Below are 17,930 nucleotides of genomic sequence, written 5' to 3' on the forward strand. Positions count from 1 at the left end.
CAATATGAAAACAGCATCATCCATATTGGTAGAAAACTTTAAACATTGGGGAGTTCACCATATATTCGGGATTCCCGGTAAGGCAATCTCGCCAATTTTATTTGAGCTATTGAACCAGGATTTAGAATTTGTATTAAGCAAACACGAGGCAGCTGCAGGTTTTGAAGCGACAGGTTATGCCTTGATGAATGAAAGAATCGGTGTCGCAGTGGGTACGTCCGGGCCGGGGGGAACAAATCTGATTACAGCAGCAGGCCAAGCGAAAGCTTCCAATATACCGTTATTAATCATAACAGGACATCCCTCGATGAAAGATACAGGAAAACCACTGGGGCAGGATTCCAGCATATTTGGTACTGATCTAGTCGCCATGTTCAAATCCGTCACCAAATTCAGTGCAGGGGTAGAGCGAGGCGATATGTTGCAGCCGTTCTTGCAACATGCATTGGAGATCGCAGTGACAGGTGTGAAAGGACCCGTGCATCTATCTATTCCTTTTGATGTTTTATTGGAGGAAATTGAATCATTTCAAATCGATTTACCCGTGTCCCATGAAATGATTTCACCGAAAACAGCTGAAGTCATTGAAAAGCTGAACGTAGCGAATCGTCCGCTTTTGTTTCTTGGAAAAGGGGTTCATTCTAGCAAGGCTTACGAAGAAGTACAGCATCTTGCTGAGTATTGGAACATTCCTGTCATCACAACGCCGGGAGGAAAAGGAACATTTCCATCCAATCATAAACTTTCTTTAGGAGCATTTGGATTGGGCGGAACTCCCGAGGCGACAGCATACTTTGAGGAGCAGGTCGACTTATTACTCGTCATCGGATCGAGATTAAGTGACATGTCGACGGCTGGATTATCGGTGGATATGCATCCCGACCATGTCATCCACTTTGACTATGATCCAACCTATATTGGAAAAGCGATTCAAGTACCAACGACGCCTGTACTTGGCGATATTAAGTCCAACTTGACAGAGATGTTAAAAGATATTCCAGAAACGGATAGCGAATCTTTTTTATCACAACCCGAGAAAAAACTTCTTCAGATAAATCAACCGGGTGAACCGATGTCTGCAGTCCAAGTATTACGGGCGATGCGTAACGCACTTCCGGATGACGCGATTATTTTCGGGGACGATGGAAGCCACTCGTTCTACGGTATAAAATATTTTGACATTCACAAGCCTGGGACTTTTTACTTTGATGATATCTTCGGTGCGATGGGTAACGGAATTGGCTATTCCATCGGTGCACAATTAGCAGCTCCAGAGAAAACGATTGTCTGCTTAGTCGGAGACGGCTGTATGTTCATGCATGGAACGGAAATTTCAACAGCATATAACTACGACTCGCCTGTCTTGTTCATCGTTTTGAATAATGGACGATTAGACATGGTGGAAAAAGGGATGCAAAAAATGATCGGTACATCAATCGGCGGCATTTATGAAACGCCACTCGATGCGGCCAAATTTGCGGAATCTATGGGACTAGAAGCATATACATGTTATAATCCTAATGACCTGGTTGATTCGATTGAAGAAGCATTACATAAAATTGAAGAAACCAACAAGCCAATTTTAATTGAAGCAATCGTTGATGAACATGAAATTCCACCAACGATGGGGAGGCAATAGGATGGAAAAGAACGAAAGATACGCAGCAGGATTAAAAGTAATGGAAGAATTATTTTCCGAGGAAGTACGAGGCGGCATGGGGCAAATGAAAGAAGTTTCCCCTGACCTTTGGGAATTGATCGTCTCCTTTGGTTTTGGAGACTTGTATGCTAGAAATACGCTTTCCCTCTCTCAACGGGAAATCATCACGCTCACCACACTCATCACGCAAGGCGCTTTCGAACAGCTCAAAGTTCACTTGCAAGCAGCTCTGAACGTAGGGCTCTCAAAAGAAGAAATCACCGAAATCATCATCCATTGTGCTGGATATGTAGGGTTTCCAAAAGCTGTTCAAGCAATGGGAATCGCCGATGAGATTTTCAAGGAGAACGAGAAGGCGTCTGAGAACTAGGTACCTGTGCAACACACAATTCAGGTAATACACTACAATTGCATAAAATAAAAAGGGGGTATCGACAATATGCACTTTGTCGATACCCCTTTTGGTTTTTTATCCAAATTCGTGAATTGTCATAATTGCACCTTGCACAGGTACCTCTCACCGGTACCTCTCACTATCCACCCAAGACAAACACACAACCCCTTATTTTCACATAAAGTAGGAATAGGAGAGGGGGATTTATATTTTGAAAAAAGAACAAGCTTCATTATCTAAGAAAAAGAATGCGAGAGAAAAATGGCAACCATTTGAAGTGTTTGGAATACTCCTAGTTGCTGGGTCATTACTGGTCCTAATTTTCGACCCTAATTCATTGGCAAACTTCTTTAATGTAGTTATCGCAGAAGTAAAACCAATCGTCGTGGATGTCTTTTTAACGAGTGAAGTTGGAATTGCTATCATTATTAGTGTGATTTTTGGTCGTATTTTGGAACGATTAGGATTCACAGACGGGTTAATTCGAATTTTTGTCCCCGTAATGAAATGGCTGAACATTAATCCTTCTGTTATCGTACCGAGTGCATATAATATTCTCGGTGATATTAATGCCGCCGGGAAAATAGCGGGTCCCATTTTGGTGAAAGCGAAAGCGACCAAAGCCGAACAAAAAATAGCGGTCGCCACGATGATTCAATCGCCGCAATCTTTCGCAACGCTCGTGTTAGGTCTCATTGCATTAGCGGTTTTCAATATCAATGCATTTCCACTTATATTCTTCGCAATATTTCTGCCGATTATCGTTGTTCCTTACCTATTATCTATTACAATATACCGAGATACAAAGCGTGTTGCATTAGAAGAGTTGCCTCGTTTTACACCAAAAACAAACTTCCTGCAAACAATATTCTCTTCATCAAAAGAAGGTGCCGAGTTACTCTTCTTAATTATCATCCCGGCAGTAGCGGCGGTGTTTTTCTTCATCGGTGCTTTGAAATTCTTTGGGGCTTGGGATGCAATTCAATCCGGCTTAACAACGGTATTAACCTTAATGAGCATTGAACCATCCACTGGAATTGTGTCAATACTTGCCGCCCCTACACTTGCGGTCGCGCAATTATCCGAACTGGCGAGTACCGTGGATCCAGCCCTAATTGTAGGTTCATTCGTGTTAGCGAATTCCGGTTTGCCGTTGTCGGTCATTTTTGGTCAAGTGCCTGCAACCTGGGCAGAATCATCTAATTTAAATGAAAAGGAAGTTGTTAAAGCAGCCATCGTCGGAATGATCATCCGATTTGCAACTGCTTGGGCACTAGCAATTATCTTAACGCCATTCCTGGTGAATTAAATGAAGGAAAAATTTATAATTAGAGGGAAAAGGATTGTCACAGTAAGTCAATTAGGGACAGTAGAAAATGGCGCTGTCGTTGTCGAAGACGGAAAAATCATTGATGTAGGCACTTGGGATAACCTGAAGAAACAATATCCTGCTATAAAGTACATCGATTGCTCGGATTTCGTCATAACGCCTTCGTTAATTGATTGCCACACGCATTTATTGGAATTCGCACCGACCTCACTCTATCCAGATGCGCCCATTAATCACTTCGTCGCGGGAAAAGAACTTCTTTTCGGTGCACTATCATCGGGGATCACTGCGCTTGGTGAACAAATCTGTGGCCATCCACAATGTGATTTTTCGGTGACTGATTATCGAAGAGCGGTTGAAGATATGCCGATTGATATTTCATTTGCTACGACAAGCATTTCAATCGGTTTTGACGAATTAACCCATTTTAGCGCACTGACTCAATCGAAAAGCATAGACAGAAAAACGTTGAATGATTTGTCGTTAGTACGATTGATCGCACAAGCAAGCGATTATCCGGGTGAAAATATATTTATCAACGCAACCCCAGCTAACTTTACTGCGAATGAAGTGCCGAGAGCTGGAGAAATTATTTATTCAATAGAAGAATTGAAGAAAATCGTAGACATTTATCATCAGTCTGGGAAACAAGTAGGCACACATGTCGCCGGCGCCGAAGCCATCGACATGGCATTGGAAGCGGGATTCGATGTTTTACACCATGCGCACGGCATTTCAGACGCCTTAATCGAAAAAGCTTCAGAGCAAAAAGTGAAAGTTGTAGCGACACCAATCGGGGGAACTCACCTCATGCCAAACTCGCCCGAAGATATATTGAAGTTAATGGACAATAAAATTCCTGTATCGATTTCCACGGACGCTTATTTACCGCCATTTCAAGGCGCCACATGGTTGCCTTTTAATGACAGTGAATTAAAAGGACCCAACGTACTCATGTCAATCGCCCAACCAGCCATGCAACTCTTAAAAAAGCACCATTACACCGACAACGAAATTCTAGCTTTACTCACAGCAAATCCCGCACAAATCCTAGGAAAAGAAAAGCAGTTCGGGAAAATAGAAATAGGAATGGATGCAAATTTTTTAGTAGCAGAAGGAATCCCAGGCCTAGAAATTACCGACGTTAAGAAGATCAAGAAAGTGTTCTATAAGGGGCGGCAAGTCGTGAATCGGCTTAAAATTTTTTAGGTACCTGTGCAAGACACTATTCAGATTATACACTACAATTGCATAAAGCGAAAAGGGGATATCGACTATATAACACTTTGTCGATATCCCCTTGATTATTTATCCATAGTCGTGAATTGTCATAATTGCACCGTGCACAGGTACCTCCAAAGGGTACCCCAAAGCAGTTACCTCCGACATTACATTACAAGATAAATTCCATTTCTTCTTCTGCAATATGAAATCCTTTAGACTCTATATGATTTCGTATGTGAAGATCGGAATCGATGGCTGGATTGGAATGATTTAGGTGGGTGAAATAAATCTCAGTCTGTCCCACTAAGCCTTGCAACCTATCCATCGTTTCGACGATAAGTGGATGTGGAATTTCACGATAGTCACGACCGATTTTCTCAAGATCCGACGTTGAATGAAACGTGCCGTCGAGTAAACAAATGTCGGCCTCTTCACAGGCCTTATAAATGTCTTGATTCCATTCATTCCAACGGTCGATATCTGGAATATAAAGTACTTTCTTGTTGGGGCCTTCAATCCAGTAAGCGAACGTTTCCGAAAATTCATTTCGATGCGGAACTTCGACAGGTCGGATTGTGACGAGCGAGGAAATCGGAATTTTTTGTCCCTCTTTTATTTCTTGTATATCTATATTTCCTAGCTCTGTCAATAAACTCCACGGAGCTTGTTCCTCCAATAATCGTTTCATTTTCTTCCCCGCCATTACGGGTACGCCATTTGCGCCAATTGCTTCCCGCCCTAATAATAACAGACCCGGATAATGACCAAAATGGGCATGCGTCAAAAAGATGCTTTCCATTAATCGACCTTGCATATCGTATTTGATTTGCAATCTTGCCATTTGTTCTTTCAAGTCAGGCGTAGCATCAATTAAATGCCAAGTCTTTTCTTCAGGTACAACAACTGCCAAGGAAGCGGCAAGACGTCTAAACCGTGGATATTCCAGCGCTTCTGCACAGTTTTTGCAGAAACAATTTGGATGTGGAAGCCCTGCATCTTGTGCGGTGCCTAACACATTCAAAATGACTTTTTTCATAGAGGGATTTCTCCTTTAATACTTTATGTATTGTTATTATAATGCTTTTTTGTAATCGTCCATCCTGTGAATCCAAATAAAATATTGATTAGCGGGACTAGGAATGCGAAAAAAGTATATGGAATAAACTCTCCAGGGCTCACACCAAGTACGCTAACTGCAAAAACGACAGGGACACTCCAAGGGACAAGGTTGATACCGACTGTTCCCGCCGCTTCGACACAACGTGAAAGGTTTTTTGTATCCAGATTCATCGATTTATACTTACTGACGAATGTTCTTGCTGGTAAAATGATTGCTAAAAATTGTGCGCCACTCGCAAATGCGATGACAAATGTTGCTAGAATTGTTGAACTGATTAATGTTCCAGCCGTCTGGACTTTCGACATCATTTTCCGCGTTAACACATCAAAAGACCCTGTTTCTTCTAAAACGCCGCCAAGAGCTGTGGCGATGACCAACAGCCCAACTGTCCCTAACATTGAAACTAATCCTCCGTGATTTAACAACGAATCAACTGCATCTACGCCGGAATTAATAGAAAAGCCACTTTGCATCATTTTAACAACAGTAGAAACAGATCCGCCTTGAACCAAGACGGCAAGCACTGCTCCTAACAAGCCGACGCTCATTAATGCGGGAATTGCCGGGGTGCGCCTAATCATCAGAAAAATTGTAAAGATAGGCATAAGCAGTAATAGTGGATGAATGACAAATACGTCACTCAATCCTATTTTGATTGTATTGATAGCGTCCGAATCAACAATATGAGTGGTCAAAATTCTATTACCAACAATCCAATACAAGATAATTGAAAGAAAAAATGCAGGAATTGTATCCCAAAGCATATGTTTGATATGACTAAATAAATCCGTTTCAGCCATTACTGGTGCAATATTTGTCGTATCCGATAATGGAGATAATTTATCGCCAAAGTAAGCACCTGAAATAACAGCGCCCGCAACAAGTCCCGAAGGAAATCCAAGTCCTTCACCAATGACCATAAACGCAAGCCCAATTGTCGCAATTGAAGTGAAGGAACTTCCTAATGTGATGGAAACAATTCCGGTAACAAGTGCTACAAGCGGCACGAACATCGCGGGTGAGATAATCATGAGTCCATAGTAAATCATTGTCGGGATAACCCCGCTTCCAATCCAAGTTCCCACGATGATTCCGATAATAAGTAAAATAAAAACAGCGGGTAGGGCCCTAGCCACGCCTCCGACCATCATTCTCTGTACTTCATCCCAAGTCCAACCACAAACTACTGCGATAATTGCCGCTGCGATTACACCAATCAAAAGAGGAATATGCATCCCAGCTTCCCAAATGAAAATGGATAAAGCAGCAGCTAAAATTAAGGTGAAGATTGGGATAATCGATAATCCAAATGAAACTTCTCTTTTCAATTGTATTGCGCACGAGAATGATATTGGTATAAGCCAAGATTCTCCGTACTTCCTCCCCTCAAAATTATGTATTAATATGCTAGACTATCACTCAATTCAAATAAGTGCAACATCATTTAAGTGCAAGAATTTTAATTTTTTAGGTACCCTTTTTAGGTACCTGTGCAAGACACTATTCAATTAATACACTACAATTGCATAATAAGAGAAGGGGACATCGACTGTATAACGCTTTGTCGATATCCCCTTGATTATTTATCCAAATTCTCGAATTGTCATAATTGCACCGTGCACAGGTACCTCCGAGGGGTAGCTTCGATGAAGAAAAGTGAAAAGGAAGCCGACAAAGTCGGCTTCCTTCTTTTACATTATAAACCTGTAAAAAGGTATGCTAGAATTTCCAGTGCGATACTGATTAAAATATAACCAATAAATAGCAGGACGGCTATCCAAAACCCGCCCCAACTGGTGCCACCACGTTGTTTGACTTTCTCCAAAAGTTGATCACCTGAGTATTCCGTTTGCAACTTTTCGATTTCTTTTTGTGCATGGTTCTTGTACATCCCATTTCCACCTATGCCCAATGCCACTGCTACACCCAAACCAATATAGTTATTAATATAACCCCCATCAATTCCAGTGAACAAGATGACGACATCTAGTGCAATAAATATCAATAATATGTAAGCTATAACCTTGTACATTTTTCGATAGCCTAGCCAAAAAAAAGTAGCGAAAACTGCAGCCCAATTAATGGGTCTCCGATTGTCAGGTTGCCATTTCCTGAAATAATACGACTGTTTCTTTACCCCTACAAATGCTTTCAACAGATCGTCATTCTGCACATTTTCAGGATCTTGATGTTGTTCGAGTTCATTTGAATACATAGATTTCGTCAAGTTTTTCATTCCCTTCTAATCTATAAGCCTATTATAGCCCAATTAATAGGATATAGGTAATAACTGCCAAATGACTGCATGTATCTTCGAAGTTTTTAGGTACCTGTGCAAGAAACTATTCCAACAATACACTACAATTGCATAAAACCAAAAAGGGGATACCGACATATAAAGCTTTGTCGATATCCCCTTGACTATTTATCCGAATTCATGAATTGTTATAATTGCGCCTTGCACAGGTACCTCATAAAAACCCCTGTTAAACACTAGATGATTGATCCGTAAAAGCTAACTGCACAATATAAATAACCATCCCTGCAGTGAGGACCAAAAATCCCCACCCAAGCATTTTCTGTTCCAACTCCAAGTAGTTATTACACAGTTGGATCGGTGAGTCTACATACAACCAGCCCATTAGGCCGAACATGGAAATGTAATTCAAAAAGATGAAACTTTTCCCGGTTATTTGTAGTTTACTCCAGCTATCTCGTAATGCCAGCCCTGCAATCGGAAGCCCTATGAATTTAAATAGCTGTATATACCAAATGGTCAACGCTTCATCCATCACCCGTGGAAGCATCCAATACATCGTTATGATCACAAACACTAAAATACCAGGGATTCCATTGTCATTCCATTTCTCAAAAAAGGATTGAAATCTTTCCACCAAAAACTGACCCATTAACCACCCAGCAATTACGAGCAAAGGAATTTGAACCAGCATATGCAAAATCATAATGGATTCTACTAAAGATATGAGAGAGGGGATGCCAAGTATAACAAACAAAACAACCCCGATCATCGTTTGTTTCATATCCTGAACCCCCCAATTCATTTCTATGTCATGATTTTAAGCCGCGTCTGCTTGTTGCTTCTTTCTGCTAACGGCTGTTGTTGTTTTGCTTCTATTTCTTGCAAAAACATAGCGAACAAAGTGAATGACAAATATTGAAATACCAACTACAACGAACACGCCTGTGATTGCTCCCACTTGAGCAGGTCCCATCCACTCAGGCAGATGTGTTGCAAAGCGTCTTGGTGTACTAATCGCGCCCGAAATAAGGAATGATACACAAACACCAAACATCGACAACGAATAGAGGATGAATGCAAATTTATCCAAGCCATTTGTTTTTAGTGGACTATCATTTTTGGCAATGAAATACATAAAGCCGAACATCATCGCAATCACACCGAGCCCCATATACATATGGAAATGCCCGGGTACCCATTTCGTATTGTGCATGACGTGATTGACAACAATCGCTGAGTCAACCATTGCAGGAATGACGCCAGCCGTCCAACCGAACATCGATAAAAAGATTAGCGCTGAACCCATATCCCATTTGATGCCCGATTTATAAACTATCATCAATGCGCCATAAGCTGTAATTATTAATACAGGCAAACCATTCGCATACGATAAAACCTGCCCGAGAATTAAAATCCATTTAGGCATCACGCTATCCATCAGAAGATGGTGAGGATAGACGATCATTGTAAATAGTGTTGACATTGTCCACGCAATCAAAAATGGTTTATTCGCCTTCCAAGGTCGGCCCGTTTTGCGTGATAAAATTTCATAAACCGCGATAACAGCCATATAAATCGTGGCGTTCGCAAAAATATGTCCGAATGCGTACGTTAAGTTTTTAGCCAACAACGGGTTAAATGTAAACGCAGGGTTAACGACACTGATCATGTTGACAATAAGCACAGTCGCTCCAGCAGTCAACGCCGATATATTGACAATTGTTACCATCGTACTCGCCACGACTGTTGTCGGCGGTGCATCTTCCACTGCTTTTTTTCCAGAAAGAACGTCCCAGCCGAGTCCTTTTCCAAGACTTCCATACTTTTTAATAATCGCTCGACCCGTATCAATATAAAGTAATAGGAAGCCAACACCCAAAATTAGCATGCCTCCTAGATAAAGCAGAGCACCTGTCGTACCCCAAGCGCCACCTGATAATGCGGGAGCGGATACAAAAATGTCCATGAGCTGGCATACTCAAATGAGAATATCCCAATAACTGTCATTAAGAATCCTGTTAAAAATAATATTAAATTAAGATTAAATATCTTCTTGGATAAATCAACATAGTGACTAAGAAAATACCACATGATTGCAGACGTCGCTAGCGCCGATGCGCCAATCATAGCCGTACCATGTATCGTTAGAAATTGATAAAAGGCCGCTGCTTGTAATTCAATAAAACCACCCTGTGCTGCCAACATCAACACACCAAAAATCATCGCCGCAATGACAACGACGCCAGCAATAATCATTTGTGTCACAACTTTATCGTCTCTTGATTTTAAAGGCATATATTTACTAATCATTATTTGTACACTTCCTTTCTACTTAATCACAATTTCATCCATCATAATATGGTGGGCCAAACCACAATACTCCAAGCAAAGAATCGTATACGTACCAGGCTTGTCAAACGTGATGTAAACAACGTTCGTATATTCAGGCATCGCTTGCGTTTGAGCAATTAGATTCATATCTTCATCGTAAATTCCGAAACCATGCGTCACATCCGCAGTCGTCACATGAAATTCAATAGACTGACCAACATCAAACTCTTTTTCACTAATATTCCAACCAAATTGAAGCGCTTCCACATCTACAATGACTGGCTCATTGCCCTTACTGTAGACAGGCTGATTGAAAGGTAACTCTCTTAACGTATAAACCATAGCCACTATCATTAAAATAACAACAATCGTCCCATACACCTTGCGGATTTTGTACCACTTTTTCACGATCGGCTCATAATCCCGTTTTTGTGTGGATTTGACCGCAACAAAACCAAAAGCCGCTGCAATCACCAAAATACAAACCAAACTCACTACCCACGCCACTGTTTGAACCATTGTAAAATCCCCCTTCACATTTCTACCAATCCCGGCTATCTCTAGTTTAACGATTATTCACACATCAATGCTGTGATAAAAATCACTTCTTTTCCAATTCCCAACCAAATAACTGTTGATAATCAGCAAGTTAACTGCCAAACTAAGAGTAATCATCATCGTTTTAGTTACTATTTTTAAGTACTGTTTTTTTGATACCGTTTTTTAGGTACCTGTGCAAGACACTATTCGAAAAATACACTACAATTGCATAAAACAATAAGGGGATACCGACTACATAACGCTTTGGCTATATCCACTTGGTTTTTTATCCAAAGTCGTGAATTGTCATAATTGCACCGTGCACAGGTACCTATCATTTTTCACTATGTAAAAGGAGTTAAGAAAATATGGGCAATCTATTAAAGCATACCGTCTTCAATCTTTTTTCAGGCTATTTTTCCGTTGTCATGGCAACGGGCGCGCTCTCCATCGCCTTGCATTTACTTGGTATGCATTCCATTGCCCAAGGGTTGTTGTACGTCAATATTGGAGTTTATCTAATTCTGTGGATACTAACTATTCTTCGTCTAGTTTATTTTTCCTCGCGTGTACTGATAGATATTACGAGCCATTCCAATGGACCGGGCTTCTTCACGCTAGTGGCGGGAACTTGCGTTTTCGGCAGCCAACTCATTATCATTACTGAAAACTCTCAACTGGCTAGCTATTTATGGGGACTCGGTATCGTCTTATGGCTGACGATTATGTATATCTTTTTCACAGCCGTGACCATACGGAAAGACAAACCTGTTTTGTCGGAAGGCATTAACGGAGCTTGGTTGATCGCCGCCGTGGCAACACAATCCATTTCAGTACTCGGCACTTTGCTGTCGGACCGGGTTCAGAATGGACAGCAAATAATACTATTCTTTACTTTATGTATGTTTCTATTAGGCTGTATGCTTTATCTAAATATCATTACGCTTATTTTTTATCGCTTCACCTTTTTGGAATTAAAACACGACGCTCTAACGCCACCATACTGGATCAATATGGGTGCCGTCGCCATCACGACATTAGCCGGTTCGACATTATTATTGCACGCTGAGAACTGGCCACTTCTTGTCGAATTAACACCGTTCATAAAGGGATTCACATTATTTTTCTGGATCACAGGCACGTGGTGGATTCCACTATTATTCATGCTTATGATTTGGCGTCATTTCTATCATCGTTATTCATTAAAATATGACCCGCAGTTCTGGGGAATGGCTTTCCCGCTCGCCATGTATACAACAAGCACATTCCAATTATCCAAAGCCTTACAACTGCCATTTTTAATCATCATTCCGAAAATCATGGTATTCATATCCATCCTAGCCTGGCTCGCCATTTTCACAGGAATGCTCCATCATCTATACACCAGCTATAGGAAATACCGAGCTATTTAAACACCACTGTTCAGGCACCTTTTTTTAGGTACCTTTTTAGGTACCTGTGCAAGACACTATTCAAAAAATACACTACAATTGCATAAAGTGAAAAGGGGTTATCGACTGTATAACGGTTTGTCGATAGCCCCTTTGATTTTTTATCCACAGTCGTGAATAGTCATAATTGCGCCGTGCACAGGTACCTTTTTCGAATCATTGAGATTCATGTAATCTTCAAATATACTAAAATAAAATCTACGAAAAGAGGTTTTGTTTAGCATGGAGGAAAAGATTAAGGAGCTTACTTTGTTAATGCTGCACTTGACGTCATGGATAGAATCGGACGATTTTCACAAAATGCCTAGAAGTTGGAAGGGGTATCCATTTGAAATGTTAAACGAACTCTCTGATGAGGACTTGATCAGGGATAGTAAAAGGTCTAAATCTGTTTATTTGACTGAGGCGGGTGTCAAAGAGGCGGAAGCTTTGGTGGAGAAGTATTTTTCTGAAGATGAAAAGAGGCGTTAACACATGAAGAAGGCAAAGGACAGCAAGATTCTGATTACGGAAAATGACCCAACGCCTATTGTTGGTGATTTCCAATCCTATTTAACCTATTTGGCAACACATCCTATAAAACTTACGAAAACCAAAGGATATTTAACGAAAAAAGATTTGCTTGCCATTTATCCGCTAATGAAATGTGATACGAGAGATGTGTCGCAACATAATTCGCAATTAGACTATCCTCTCCTTCATTTGTTTTATAATCTATCACTCATTCTTGATTTTTTCAAGATCAAGCGTACACAATCCACTGCAACTGCTATCATTCAAAAAGAACAAATTGATGTTTTTATGAAAATGACGGCAACAGAACAATATGTTACTTTGTTAGATGCTTTTTGGATGGATGCTGATTGGGAAGAATTGCAAGGTGAAAAATGGGGTGTAGCACCTGCTAATATAAACATTTTAACAGAAGCTTTACAAGACATTCCAGCAGATTATGAAATAGATTTATCACAATATGAAGAGATTGAACACGCTGTCAATCGGTATGGGCAGTTTTTCTTTTACTTTGCTTACTTTGGATTTTGGCGATTTTCTCTTGATCTAGAGCGATCGAATGTTCCAAGTCGGCCGTATTGCACAATCCCAAAATCAATTACATTGACCCTATTATTCACAAAAATTTACCGTGAACTTTATGAATCTTGGGATCCGTATAAGGGTATGCGTGGAAATCAGTACTTTGGATTGTTTGACGCGCTATTTAATTTACCAGGTGAGTTTGAAGAGGAAGAAGAAGAGGAAATAGAGTCACTTTCAGAGTTATTAAGACCATTTTTGTCAAAAGGTGAGTTTACGTCGATATTAAAAAAGAAACAGCCTGTTTATATAGAAGGAACTTATCTTTTGAAAGTGATGTTAAGCTCCTCGTGCTGGAGAACTTTGCAATTATCGAGTGATCATACCTTACTTGAATTACACGACTTAATTCAGGATGTATTTGATTTTGACGATGACCATCTATATGCTTTTTATATGGATGGAAAAAAGTTTAGTAAATCCTGTTACAATTCGCCAATGGATTCCCACGGTCCCTTCGTGGATGACGCGGAAATAGGGAAGTTAGAATTGTACCAGGGACAAAACTTTCTATACTTATTTGACTTCGGATATGAATGGACATTCAAAATTCAAGTAGTAGAAATTATTGAAGAGAATAAAGTTTCCGAGCCACAGATTATAGAGGTATTTGGCGATGCGCCGGAGCAATACTCATGGTAGTTATTTTTAGGTACCTGTGCAAGACACTATTCAAAAAATACACTACAATTGCATAAAATGAAAAGGGGTTATCGACTGTATAACGGATTGTCGATAGCCCCTTTGGTTTTTTATCCACAGTCGTGAATTGTCATAATTGCACCTTGCACAGGTACCTATATTCTGATAGTGAACCTTAGACTTGTTCCCATGTTTTTGAGTTTATAAGCGGGGAAGACTGTATGTATAGGAGGAGTAAAATGCCAGTAAATATAAAACGAGCTTATGATGATATTTCTAAAAAAGACGGTGTTCGAATTCTGGTTGATCGATTATGGCCTCGCGGTATTTCAAAAGAAGATTTACAAATTGATCATTGGATGAAAGAAGTCGCGCCTTCAGATGAATTGCGTAAATGGTTTGATCATGAAACGGAAAAGTTCGAGGGTTTCAAAAAGAAGTATAAAAAGGAATTGGACGATAACAATGAATTGATGGAAGAACTCAAGGATATTGTTATAAAGCATAAAAAGAATGTTACATTAGTCTACGGCGCCAAAGATGAAGAACATAATCAAGCGGTCGTACTAAAGGAAATTCTCGACAGGCAACAGGTTTAGGTACCTGTGCAAGACAGAATTCAGTTAATACACTACAATTGCATAAAATAAGAAGGGGATACCGACTATACATCACTTTGTCGTTATCCCTTTGACTTTTTATCCTAAGCCCTGAATAGTCATAATTGCACCGTGCACAGGTACCTTCTATAATTTTCAGTACTCACACTTCCAACTGTTTATCCTCTTCCGCAACCTGCTTATACGTCAGACAATATTGGCAATAAGCCTGATTCGTTTTATCAATCGGATTTGGAAGCAAGTAGGCGACTACATTCGTTCTCAAAAAACTTGGCGGGGTCAGTTCTTCATTTGCGTAATAGCGATATGAACTATAAAGGTAATCTTCGGGCTTTTCCACTATCGGAATTTGGGTGTCGATTGGATTCCGATGTATGTAGCTGCTGATGGCAAGAATTGCATTTGGCCCATTTGCTTGTTTGGAAAAATATCTTTTTTCATAGATTCGACCGACGTGTGAATATCGTTTTGCGTAATAGTCACTGTATCTTCGATTGATTCGCGCCATGACTTTTGCAAGGTCTACGTATTCTGAGCGGATCAATAAATGGTAATGATTCGACATGACACAATATGCGAGCATCGTGAAACCGTCTTTTGCTGCGCCGTATTCCATAATGCGCATTAGCTCCGTGATATCCTCTTGTGTTTGAAAGATATTTTGCCTGTTATTCCCACGCATACTGACATGATAGTAGGCGTGCGGATGCCAGTTTCGTTTACGTCTTGGCAAATTAAAAACCCCCTTTACTCATTTAAATTGACTTAATCATACTTAAAAAATGATTAAGCATCAATCTTATGGAAGAAAAAGTATTTAGACATAAATGAATTTCGACTCCTTAGCAACCCAGCATAAAACTGAAAAACAATAATTAAAATTTAATTTTGCAGCGAAAAACAGGTCGATAAATTTATTTTGAGGTTATTACATTCCAGAGTGAAATCCAAAACAGGTTATTCAATACCTAACTAGTGTATATTAGTACTATATAACCCGAACAAGCCGGGAAAATTTTAAGGTACCTGTGCAAGAAACTATTCCAAAAATACACTACAATTGCATAATTCTAAATAAGAATACTATGATACAAGACTTCGTTAAACTTCTAATGAATATTAATTCGATAGCGTGAATTGTCATAAATGCACCTTGCACAGGTACCTCTCAAAGAATGCACCTTGCAAAGGTACCTCTCAAAAAAAGATACCACCCAAAGGTACTTCTCAAAAGGAGTTTGTTAATGAATAAATTATATGAACCTGCGCTTCATTTTCGTGAAGTTGATTATTCGGTTGGTGATATACATATTTTGAAAAAAATTACGGGTTCCTTTCCAAAAGGGAAAATTACAACGCTTGTTGGCCCTTCCGGTGCGGGGAAAACGACATTGCTAAAATTGTGTAATGGCCTAATTGCACCGACTTCCGGGGATATTTTGATTCATAAAAAGTCGATTGCAAGATGGAATCCTATTGAATTGAGACGTTTTGTCGGAATTGCGCTTCAAAGTGCGCCGATGATTGCGGGGACGGTTTTTCAAAATCTATCGCTTCCTTTAGAACTTCGCGGTGAAAAGTTAACTGAAGAAGATGCGATTAGATTTCTAGAGGATGTCGGGCTAGAGGATGAATTTTTACATTGGAAAACCGATGATTTATCAGGAGGTCAGCGCCAAAAGGTATCGATTGCCCGAACGCTGATTAACCGTTCTGAAATTTTGTTGTTGGATGAGATCACGTCGGCTTTAGACCGGACTTCATTAAATGAAATCGAAGAATTAATCACCAAAATCAATCGAAAATACGGTGTGACCATAATTTGGATTACGCATAATTTGGACCAAGCACTGTCAATCGGGGATTACACTTGGGTGATGATGGGCGGAGAAGTCATTGAAACAGGAGAAAGCGAGCTGTTGAAATCACCGAAAAATGAACTTGTGAAGCAATTTGTTCGAGGTGATTTATCATGACATATGTAACATTATCCATCACGCTTATTTTTGTCGTTATCCCTCTAATTTTATCCAGGACGCTTAAGTTAGGATTAGAAAAAGACACGATTATTGCGACAATCAGGTCGATTATACAGCTATTAGCAGTTGGATATGTGCTGAAATTCGTATTTGATTCAGAAAATCCTATATATATCTTCTTCATGGCGGCGCTCATGATCGTGGCGGCGACGCAAAATGCGCGCACAAAAGGGAAGTCGATTAAAGGGATTACGTGGAAAATCGCAGTCACGCTTATTTTTGTCGAAGTGCTGACGCAAAGCATCATGCTGGGCTTCAACATCATTCCAGCAACAGCGCAATATGTCATTTCAACAAGTGGAATGGTCATCGGAAACTCGATGGTGCTGTCGATTTTATTTCTAAATCGTTTCACAGCGGAAGTGGAATCACATGAGGATGAAACCGAATTGATACTCTCACTAGGTGGGACGCCAAAACAAGCAATCAACAGGCAGCTCATAAATTCGATTAAAGCGAGCATGATTCCAACAATCGAAAGCCAAAAGACGATGGGTCTCGTTCAACTGCCCGGAATTATGAGCGGCCAGATCATTGCCGGCGCTGATCCGGTCCAAGCAGTCCAATATCAATTACTCATTATCTTCTTATTGCTCACAACCGCATCAGTCACAAGTATTTTACTCGGCTTTTTATCCTATCCAAGTCTTTTTAACGAGCGAATGCAATTGTTGAGAAAGTAAGAATGAGGATTAGCAGTTGATGCTATTGGGGATATTGATAACTATCTATATAACGCGAAAGGTTGTTGTACCTTGTTTTTATTCCGCTTGTTTATCCTCGCCTATATGGCATTCATATTCGTTGCAACTTGTACATCTGATCCCCATGCATTTTTGTACCAACAGATTGTAAGCTTTAAAATAGATTCTTCGCCCGTGTTCGGCGACTTGTTTATTATTGGCGATATTCCATTGACGAGCGGCTTTTACTTGATTCAAAAAACAGCGCATGTCTTGGGATTTGGGTTGCTTTATATTCTGCTGCTCCGTGGGTTTAACAACATGAAAATTGCATTCGTAATAAGTGGATCGTATGCGTTGGTAACAGAAGTTTTGCAACTGTATTTTTCCCGTAGCGGAAGATTATTCGATGTAGGGATTGATTTGGCAGGTATTTACCTGGCCTATTTATTTTGCAAATCCTTTTCTAAGGCTATTATTTTGAATGAAACCCATGAAGACAGCAAGCTTGTATGAGGTAGACAGGAAACATTAACCATTG

Annotated in this window: 19 protein-coding genes; 11 read left to right on the forward strand and 8 right to left on the reverse strand. The window is 40.2% G+C overall.

The annotated features are described in order from the left end of the window. Nucleotides 1-4 precede the first annotated feature (4 nt). The 4 genes from JSQ81_RS16625 (at nucleotide 5) to JSQ81_RS16640 (ending at nucleotide 4,593) form a co-directional block, all read left to right on the forward strand. On the forward strand, nucleotides 5-1,639 hold the full coding sequence (locus tag JSQ81_RS16625) for a thiamine pyrophosphate-binding protein (RefSeq protein ID WP_212605119.1): 1,635 nt from the start codon (nucleotides 5-7) through the stop codon (nucleotides 1,637-1,639). Between the two features lies 1 nt (nucleotide 1,640). Continuing rightward, a complete protein-coding gene (locus JSQ81_RS16630) occupies nucleotides 1,641-2,030 on the forward strand; it encodes a carboxymuconolactone decarboxylase family protein (RefSeq protein WP_212605120.1) in 390 nt (129 codons plus the stop codon). A 235-nt stretch (nucleotides 2,031-2,265) separates the two neighbouring features. Continuing rightward, nucleotides 2,266-3,363, forward strand: coding sequence for a hypothetical protein (locus JSQ81_RS16635; RefSeq protein ID WP_212605121.1), 1,098 nt, complete (start codon nucleotides 2,266-2,268; stop codon nucleotides 3,361-3,363). Next, nucleotides 3,364-4,593: an amidohydrolase family protein gene (locus tag JSQ81_RS16640; protein ID WP_212605122.1), complete on the forward strand. Its 1,230-nt coding sequence runs from the start codon at nucleotides 3,364-3,366 to the stop codon at nucleotides 4,591-4,593. It abuts the gene before it with no gap. Between the two features lie 184 nt (nucleotides 4,594-4,777). On the opposite strand, the gene JSQ81_RS16645 is transcribed toward JSQ81_RS16640, so the two are convergent. The 7 genes from JSQ81_RS16645 to JSQ81_RS16670 all read right to left on the reverse strand — a co-directional run bounded on the left by JSQ81_RS16645 (nucleotide 4,778) and on the right by JSQ81_RS16670 (nucleotide 10,838). Next, entirely contained in the window at nucleotides 4,778-5,644 is an 867-nt protein-coding gene (locus tag JSQ81_RS16645; protein ID WP_212605123.1) for an MBL fold metallo-hydrolase, read from the reverse strand. A gap of 23 nt (nucleotides 5,645-5,667) precedes the next feature. Then, complete coding sequence (gene nhaC / locus JSQ81_RS16650; protein ID WP_212605124.1) at nucleotides 5,668-7,056, reverse strand: Na+/H+ antiporter NhaC; 1,389 nt, start codon at nucleotides 7,054-7,056, stop codon at nucleotides 5,668-5,670. Between the two features lie 368 nt (nucleotides 7,057-7,424). Then, complete coding sequence (locus JSQ81_RS16655; RefSeq protein ID WP_212605125.1) at nucleotides 7,425-7,955, reverse strand: DUF2628 domain-containing protein; 531 nt, start codon at nucleotides 7,953-7,955, stop codon at nucleotides 7,425-7,427. Between the two features lie 259 nt (nucleotides 7,956-8,214). Further along, a complete protein-coding gene (locus JSQ81_RS16660; RefSeq protein ID WP_212605126.1) occupies nucleotides 8,215-8,769 on the reverse strand; it encodes a hypothetical protein in 555 nt (184 codons plus the stop codon). 36 nt (nucleotides 8,770-8,805) lie between these two features. Then, entirely contained in the window at nucleotides 8,806-9,867 is a 1,062-nt protein-coding gene (locus tag JSQ81_RS16665; protein ID WP_249336564.1) for a cbb3-type cytochrome c oxidase subunit I, read from the reverse strand. Nucleotides 9,868-9,881: 14 nt separating this feature from the next. Continuing rightward, on the reverse strand, nucleotides 9,882-10,298 hold the full coding sequence (locus tag JSQ81_RS20090) for a heme-copper oxidase family protein (RefSeq protein ID WP_249336565.1): 417 nt from the start codon (nucleotides 10,296-10,298) through the stop codon (nucleotides 9,882-9,884). A gap of 18 nt (nucleotides 10,299-10,316) precedes the next feature. Beyond that, nucleotides 10,317-10,838, reverse strand: coding sequence for a cupredoxin domain-containing protein (locus JSQ81_RS16670; protein ID WP_212605127.1), 522 nt, complete (start codon nucleotides 10,836-10,838; stop codon nucleotides 10,317-10,319). 389 nt (nucleotides 10,839-11,227) lie between these two features. Here JSQ81_RS16670 and JSQ81_RS16675 point away from each other — a divergent pair, with 389 nt between their 5' ends. From JSQ81_RS16675 to JSQ81_RS16690, 4 genes are all read left to right on the forward strand, one after another. Then, on the forward strand, nucleotides 11,228-12,271 hold the full coding sequence (locus tag JSQ81_RS16675; RefSeq protein WP_212605128.1) for a tellurite resistance/C4-dicarboxylate transporter family protein: 1,044 nt from the start codon (nucleotides 11,228-11,230) through the stop codon (nucleotides 12,269-12,271). Nucleotides 12,272-12,532: 261 nt separating this feature from the next. Beyond that, nucleotides 12,533-12,781 carry a DUF6429 family protein gene (locus JSQ81_RS16680; RefSeq protein ID WP_212605129.1) on the forward strand — a complete coding sequence of 83 codons (249 nt, stop codon included), beginning with the start codon at nucleotides 12,533-12,535 and terminating at the stop codon, nucleotides 12,779-12,781. Nucleotides 12,782-12,784: 3 nt separating this feature from the next. After that, nucleotides 12,785-14,047 carry a plasmid pRiA4b ORF-3 family protein gene (locus tag JSQ81_RS16685; RefSeq protein WP_212605130.1) on the forward strand — a complete coding sequence of 421 codons (1,263 nt, stop codon included), beginning with the start codon at nucleotides 12,785-12,787 and terminating at the stop codon, nucleotides 14,045-14,047. 239 nt (nucleotides 14,048-14,286) lie between these two features. Beyond that, nucleotides 14,287-14,646: a DUF488 domain-containing protein gene (locus tag JSQ81_RS16690; protein WP_212605131.1), complete on the forward strand. Its 360-nt coding sequence runs from the start codon at nucleotides 14,287-14,289 to the stop codon at nucleotides 14,644-14,646. A gap of 163 nt (nucleotides 14,647-14,809) precedes the next feature. Here the strand turns inward: JSQ81_RS16690 and JSQ81_RS16695 are convergent, their stop codons facing one another. Continuing rightward, nucleotides 14,810-15,400, reverse strand: a complete 591-nt coding sequence (locus JSQ81_RS16695; RefSeq protein ID WP_212605132.1) for a transposase — start codon at nucleotides 15,398-15,400, stop codon at nucleotides 14,810-14,812. A gap of 511 nt (nucleotides 15,401-15,911) precedes the next feature. On the opposite strand from JSQ81_RS16695, the gene JSQ81_RS16700 reads away from it, so the two are divergent. The 3 genes from JSQ81_RS16700 to JSQ81_RS16710 all read left to right on the forward strand — a co-directional run bounded on the left by JSQ81_RS16700 (nucleotide 15,912) and on the right by JSQ81_RS16710 (nucleotide 17,905). Further along, complete coding sequence (locus JSQ81_RS16700) at nucleotides 15,912-16,643, forward strand: ABC transporter ATP-binding protein (protein WP_212605133.1); 732 nt, start codon at nucleotides 15,912-15,914, stop codon at nucleotides 16,641-16,643. Next, entirely contained in the window at nucleotides 16,640-17,389 is a 750-nt protein-coding gene (gene fetB, locus JSQ81_RS16705) for an ABC transporter permease (protein ID WP_212605134.1), read from the forward strand. The genes JSQ81_RS16700 and fetB overlap by 4 nt, the downstream gene beginning before the upstream one ends. A 72-nt stretch (nucleotides 17,390-17,461) precedes the next feature. Further along, the gene (locus tag JSQ81_RS16710) at nucleotides 17,462-17,905 is read left to right on the forward strand and encodes a VanZ family protein (protein WP_249336566.1); all 444 of its coding nucleotides are present in this window, start codon (nucleotides 17,462-17,464) and stop codon (nucleotides 17,903-17,905) included. Nucleotides 17,906-17,930 lie beyond the last annotated feature (25 nt).

This window comes from Sporosarcina sp. Marseille-Q4063 (assembly GCF_018309085.1).
Classification (GTDB): domain Bacteria; phylum Bacillota; class Bacilli; order Bacillales_A; family Planococcaceae; genus Sporosarcina.